This window comes from Paraburkholderia sp. (assembly GCF_050742655.1).
Classification (GTDB): domain Bacteria; phylum Pseudomonadota; class Gammaproteobacteria; order Burkholderiales; family Burkholderiaceae; genus Paraburkholderia.
Genome location: NZ_JBOIGG010000047.1, coordinates 1 through 7,304, shown reverse-complemented (window position 1 = coordinate 7,304; position 7,304 = coordinate 1). Strand labels below are relative to the sequence as shown.

At 66.6% G+C, this 7,304-nt stretch carries 2 protein-coding genes; both read left to right on the top strand.

Annotation, left to right across the window (positions count from 1 at the left end):
• Window positions 1–5: 5 nt before the first annotated feature.
• Window positions 6–5,591 (top strand): amino acid adenylation domain-containing protein, encoded by a 5,586-nt coding sequence (locus ACREXZ_RS30545; protein WP_431767866.1) that lies wholly within the window; start codon window positions 6–8, stop codon window positions 5,589–5,591.
• 110 nt (window positions 5,592–5,701) lie between these two features.
• Window positions 5,702–7,304 (top strand): condensation domain-containing protein (locus ACREXZ_RS30540; RefSeq protein WP_431767865.1); only part of this gene is annotated, 1,603 nt, incomplete at its 3' end.

Genomic DNA, 7,304 nt, shown 5'->3' with positions numbered 1-7,304 from the left:
TGGCCCTGCGTCAGGTAACCGTAGGCGGTGAAGCCCTGCCGGGCGATGCACTGGGACGCTGGCAGTCAGGCGCGCTCGGCGACATCCGGCTGGACAATCTTTATGGACCGACGGAAACGACGGTGGCCGCACTGTACCGCGACACACAGATCGAAGACGCCCAACAGGTCACAGTCCCGATCGGCATCCCGTACCCGGGCCGCACGGCCCGCGTGATCGACGCATTCGGCGATGCGGCCCCGGCCGGTGGCCTCGGTGAGCTTTGTATTGGCGGCCCGACGGTGGCACGCGGCTATCTCGGACGGGCAGCACTGACGGCCGAACGCTTCGTGCCGGACCCGTACGGCGAACCGGGCTCGCGGCAGTACCGCAGCGGTGATCTCTGCCGCATGCGCGCAGACGGCACAGTGGAATTCCTCGGTCGTCTGGACCAGCAGGTGAAGCTGCGCGGCCAGCGTATCGAGCTCGGTGAGATCGAAGCGGTACTCCGCCAGTGCGCAGGCGTACGTGAAGCCGCCGTGATCGTCACGGGCGAAGGGGAGAAACAGCGGCTCGCAGGCTATGTCGCGGGTGAAGTCGATGCAAACCAGATCCAGCGCGAACTGGAACAACGGCTGCCCGCGTACATGGTGCCGTCGAGCCTGACGGTGCTGGAACGTCTGCCGGCGATGCCGAATGGCAAGCTGGACCGCGCCGCACTGCCGGCCCCGCAGGCAGCAGTACGCGAGCGGGTCGGACCACGCAACGCAACGGAGGCGACACTGCTGTCGATCTGGTCGGCGGTGCTGGGACGGGACGATCTGGGTGTGACGGAGAACTTCTTCGAAGCAGGGGGCGATTCGATCCAGAGCCTGCAGATCATTGCGAGAGCGCGAGAAGCAGGGTTGAAGCTCACGCCGCGCCAGGTGTTCGAACACCCGACGGTGGAGCGGCTCGCGCTGCGCGTCGAAGTGCTCGACAGTACAGAACAGGACGAGGCGGAGATCACCACGGCGCTACCGCTGACCCCGATCCAGCGCTGGTTCTTCGAACGCTATCCGCAGGGGGAGTCGCACTGGAACCAGTCGGTGCTGCTGAAGGTGGAGGGGAAGCTCGATATCGAAGCGCTGACGCAGGCAGTAGAAGCACTCGAGCGCCGTCACGATGCGCTGAGACTGCGCTTCGTGCAGACGGAGGCGGGCTGGCAGCAGCAGGTCGCACCGGCAGGGAACACGGCCAACGTTCACCGCGAGACATTAGCCTCACTCGACGATCTGAACGCCGCGGGCCAGCGGGTGCAGTCGAGCCTGAGCCTGACGCAGGGTCCGCTGTGGCGCGTGGGCTACTTCGAGATGCAACAGGAACAGACCGAAACCCGTCTGCTGATCGCGATCCACCACCTGGCGGTAGATGGTGTGTCGTGGCGTGTGCTGCTGGAGGAACTGCAGACTGCCTACGCACAGGCCGAACAGAAAAAACCGATCGCACTGCCCGCACCGTCGACGTCATGGAACGCATGGGTGCGAAAAGTGCACGACTACGCGCACACCCCCGACGTGCAAGCTGAAGCCGCAAAGTGGCAGTCAGTATCGAACGCACTCGACTCCGCGCAATTACCGTTACGTCCCGCCGCGGACACCCGCATCGCCGACAGCGAAACGATCGAATGGACACTCGACGCAAGCCGAACGCGTGAGCTGCTGCAAACGGTACCGCGCGCGTATCGCACGCGTACCGACGAACTACTGCTTGCCGCGCTCGCGCAGGCGCTCGGCGCGTGGAGCGGTCTCGATGAAATCGCGGTCGAGCTCGAAGGCCATGGTCGTGAGGACGTGATCGACGGTGTCGATCTGAGCCGCACGGTCGGTTGGTTCACGACGCGCTTTCCGGTGACGTTGCCGGCGCGCGGAGCTGCGGCAGGTAGTGCACTCGTCGCCGTGAAGGAACGGTTGCGCGCATTGCCGAACAAGGGGATGCACTGGGGCTGGCTCGCTGCGGCTCACGGTCAGCGCAGGCCGACCGTGAGCTTCAACTATCTGGGCCGCTTCGATCAGTCGCTCGATGAGGATTCGCGCTTCGCGTTCAGCAACGAACGCGCGGGCAGCAGTCTCGGCGAGCAGGCACGTCTCGACTATGCGCTCGATCTGAATGGCCTCGTCACCGGCGAAGAGCTGGTGCTGCGCTGGCGTTTCGATCCGGCGCGGATCGATCGCGCGACGGTCGTTGGGCTCGTTGCCGCGTTCGATCGCGAAGTACTCGCGATGATCGCGCACTGCGTCAGCGCGACGCCTGGCGCGAGCGCGTCGGACTTCCCGCTGTCCGGCCTCGATCAGGCGCAACTGGAGTCGCTGGGTCTCGCACTCGGTGGTGTCGCGGACATCTATCCGGCCACGCCACTGCAGCAGGGGCTGCTGTATCACAGCCAGCTGCAGCAAGGGCAGGGCGTCTACGTGAACCAGCTGCAACTGACGCTGCGCGGACCGCTCGATCAGACCGCGCTGCGCGATGCATGGCAGGCCGCGGTCGCGCGTCACGACATGCTGCGCACGCGCTTCGAATGGCGGCATGGTGGCAACGCGCTGCAGATCGTCGAGCGTCACGCGGTGCTGCCGTTCGCGGTGCACGACTGGCGCGACGCGTTCGACTACGACACGCGTCTCGCCGCATGGCGCGAGGCCGATCTCACCGAGGGCGTCGAGCCCGCGCGTGCGCCGCTGATGCGCATCAACCTGTTCCGCCGGCCCGATGGCGGGCACGATCTGGTGCGTACTCACCATCACGTGCTGACCGACGGCTGGAGCGGCGCGCGCCTCTTCGCTGAAGTGCTCGACGATTACGAGCGCAGGACACAACGGCCGGGCACGCTGCACACGAACTCGCGAGCACCCACGTCCGTGCCGTCGTATCGACGCTACGTCGAATGGCTCGCGAAGCAGCCGGATCCGCGCGACTGGTGGCTCGACCGGCTCGCTGCCGCCGACGATGCAGCGACGCTCACCGGTAGTCTCGCCGCGCCGCAGGCTGCAGAGCATGCGACGGAAAGCGATGGGATCAAACGAAACCTGCAGCAGAAATTCGCGGTGTCGCTCGATGCCGCGCTCGACGCGCGTGTGCGGCGTGCCGCACAGCGCCATCAGGTGACGCTGAACACGCTGATGCAGGGCGCGTGGGCCGTGCTGCTCGCGCGGCTCGGCGGCAAGCGGTCGGTTGCGTTCGGCGTCACGGTGTCGGGGCGGCCCGCGTCGCTGGCGGGCGCGGAGGAGATGTTCGGCCTCTTCATCAACAGTCTGCCGGTGCTCGTCGCCGTGCCTGGCGACGCGACCGTGCCCGCATGGCTGCGCACGCTGCAGGACTACAACACGCAGATGCGTGAGGTCGAGCACACGCCGCTGTCGTCGCTGCAGCAGTGGGCCGGTCGTAGCGGCGATGCGCTGTTCGACAGCCTGATCGTGTTCGAGAATTATCCGGTCGCCGCGCGTTCGGGACAGCCTGCGCGCGATGCGCTGCGCGTCGACGGCGTCGATGCGGTCGAACGCACGCACTATCCGTTGACACTGACGATCCTGCCGTCGAACGGTCTTGATCTGCAGTGGGGTTGGGACAGCCGACGGCTCGAACGCGCACAGGTCGAGCAGTTGCAGCAGCAGTACGTCGCGCTGCTCGAGCAGTTGAGCGAGCCTGACAACGCATCGCGTCGCGTCGGCGATCTCGCGGTGCCGCGTGTGGCGATGCGGCCAGTCGCGTTGCCCGCGTATGCGTTCAAGCCGGTGCATGCGCGTGTCGATGAACAGGCCGCGCGGACGCCGCAGCGCATTGCCGTGCGTCAAGGTGGTACGGCGGTCGATTACGCGTCGCTGGCGGGATGGGTTGCGTCGCTCGATGCACGGCTTCGGCATAGCGGCGTCGCGCGCGAAGAACGCGTCGGCGTCTGCATGCGCCGATCGCCCGCGATGCTCGCGAGCATGCTCGCGGTGTGGCGCAGCGGCGCGGCATACGTGCCGCTCGATCCCGCGTTCCCGCTCGATCGTCTCGAACATATGCTCGTCGATGCAGGGATCACGCGCGTGCTGACCGACTCCGATGGTGCGGAGCGGCTCGGTGCATTGCTCGATGGGCGCATCACGATCGATGCAGGTATCGCACCCGCTGCACCCGCTGCACCCGCTGCAAGCGATGCAAGCGATGCAACGCCGCTCCCCGCGTTGCCGTTCTCCGATCAACAACTCGCCTACGTGATCTACACGTCCGGCTCGACCGGTCGACCGAAGGGCGTCGGTGTGCCGCACGGTGCACTCGACCGATTGCTTGCAAGCGTCGGCGATAAACCGGGGCTCATCGCCGACGACGTGCTGTTGTCCGTCACGACCGCCTCGTTCGACATCTCGCTGCTCGAGTTCTGCCTGCCGCTCGTGACGGGCGCGTGCATCGAACTGGCGGACGCATCGACGACCGGCGACGGCGCCGCGCTCGCGCGTCTGCTCGATACGAGCGGCGCGACCGTGATGCAGGCAACGCCGAGCGGTTGGCGTCTGCTGCTTGAAGCGGGCTGGAACGGCGTGGCAAGCGGAAAACGCAGGAAGCTCGTCGGTCTTGCAGGCGGCGAACCGTTGCCGCGCGATCTCGCGGATGCGCTTGGCGAACGCGGCGTCGAAGTCTGGAACATGTACGGTCCGACCGAGACGACGATCTGGTCGACGTGCGGCGCGGTGCCGGTACACGCACCGATAACGATCGGCCGTGCACTGCACGCGACGACGCTCTCCATCGTCGATGCGAGCGGCCAGGCGACGCCATCGGGCGGCACCGGCGAACTGTGTATCGGCGGGGACAATCTCGCGCGCGGCTATCTCGGCCGGCCGGGCCTTACCGCCGAGCGCTTCGTACCCGATCCGTCCGGTGCGCCGGGTTCGCGGATGTACCGGACCGGCGATCTGTGCCGCGAGCGGCCGGACGAGACGTTCGAATGTCTCGGACGTCTCGACCAGCAGGTGAAGCTGCGCGGCTACCGGATCGAACTCGGCGAAATCGAAGCGGTGCTGCGCGGCTGCGACGGCGTGCTCGATGCGGCGGTGACGCTCGCCGCGGGCAACGGCGGGGCGGAAGCGCGGCTCATCGGTTACGTGGTGAGCACCGATGCACTGCCGGACGACTGGCGCCGCACGCTCGCCGCGCGACTGCCCGCGTACATGATGCCGGCCGCGCTACATCGTCTCGATGCATTGCCGCGTACCGCGAACGGCAAGCTTGATCGCAATGCGCTTGCGCGGATCGATGTCGTGAATGGGTTGGAGATCGAACCGTGGGTCGAGCCGTCGACCGATGCGGAGCGGCTCGTTGCGCAGCTGTTCGGCGAGGTGCTCGGCGTTGCGCGGGTCGGTGCATACGACGACTTCTTCGCGCTCGGCGGCCATTCGCTCGCGGCAGTGCGTGTGACTGCGCGGCTGTCGGAGCGAACCGGAAGCAAGGTCGAACTCGCGTCGCTATTCGAGCATTCGACGCCGGTCGCACTCGGTGCCTTGCTCGATCGTCGCGGTGCCGATGGTGTTGCGCATGAGACGGGCAGCGATGCGGACATGCAGGCGCTCGACAACCTGTTCGACGCACTCGACTGACGTGCTTCATTTTCATCTTCAACCGGTCGAGCGTGTGCACACAGCTGCGCACGCTCGACCGCTCGACCAACCGATATCACGTGTGCGGTTCGCTGCATGCGTTACGAGCCATGCAGAGTGACGATACGTTGACGCTTGCCCCCGACTCGCGTTCCGCAGCGGGGGCGGACACAGGCACCCCCGCGCAGACTCAGGCGTATGCGATCGCGCGGAAATACGCGGCGCTGCCGGAAGACCGAAGGCGTCTGTTTCGCGAGAAAGCGCGGCAGCAGGGCATCGATCCGGCGCGGTTGCCGATCGTGCCGCTTGCTCCTTCGGGTTCGTTGGATGCAGCGCGCTATCCGCTGTCGCTTGCGCAGGAGCGTCTGTGGTTTCTGTGGAAGCTCGATCCGCAGAGCCCCGCGTATAACCTCGCGCGTGCGGTGCGTCTGACCGGTGCGCTCGACGTGCCTGCGCTGCGTCGTGCGCTCGCTGCGCTCGTCGCACGGCACGGCGCGTTGCGGACACGATTCATCGAAGAGCAGGGCGCCGCGTCGCAACAAATCGCCGATGCCGTGGATTATGGCTGGCTGGAAATCGCGCTCGACGATCCCGCCGCGTTGCACGACACGCTGCGCGCACACGCGCGCGAACCATTCGATCTTGCAACTGGTCCGTTGCTGCGCGCGAGCCTCATTGCACTCGGCGGCGATCGTCATGCGCTACTGATCGTCACGCATCACATCGTGTCCGACGGCTGGTCGCAAGCGCTGCTGGTGCGCGAGCTGGTCGCGCTGTATCGCGCGGCGCGGCAACACGACGATGCGGATCTCACAGCCGTATTGCCGCCGCTGACGGTTCACTACGGCGACGTCGCCGCGTGGCAGCGCGACTGGCTCGACAGCACGATCGAACGCGATCTCGCGTACTGGACCGCGCGTCTCGGCGACGAGCGACCCGCGCTCGAACTGCCGCTCGACCGGCCGCGCAGTGCTGTACGCGGGATTGAAGGCGGACGCTGCAGGGTCGACGTCGATGCGGCACTTGCGAACCGTCTGCGCGAACGCGCGCGCGGCCGTCGCACGACGCTGTTCACGCTGCTGCTCGGCGCGTATGCGGCGCTGCTGCATCGTTACGGCGGACAGCGCTATGTGCGGATCGGCGTGCCGTCGGCCGGGCGCGATCGCAGCGAGACCGAAGGGGTGATCGGTTACTTCGTCGATACGCTGGTGATCGAGGCGGAGGTCGACGGCACGATGTCGTTCGACATACTGCTCGATGCGCTGCATACGCGCGTACTCGAAGCGCACGCGCATCGGGCGGTGCCGTTCGGACGGGTTCTCGATTCGCTGCAGATTGCGCGCGACCTCGGCCGCTCGCCGCTCTTTCAGGTGATGTTCAATCTCGAGCAGGCCGATGCGAGCGAAGCTGCGGCGGCGATGCCCGGCGTGACCGTCGAGTCGGAAGAGGGCGGCACGGAAACGGCGCGTTTCGATCTCGTGCTGAACGTCGTCGATGATCGCAATGGGTTGAAGCTGATGTTCAACTATGCGGCTGACGTGTTCGATCGTTCGACGATCGAGCGGTTGTCGTCGCACTACGTTGAGGTGCTGGGTCAGCTGGCAGCGGGTGAAGGTGGACGGGTGGGGGCGCTTCGGCTGGCTTCGTCTGGGGGGGCTGCTGCACAGGGGTATGCGTTTGCGTCGCTGGGTGCTGAATTGTCTGCGCAGGCTG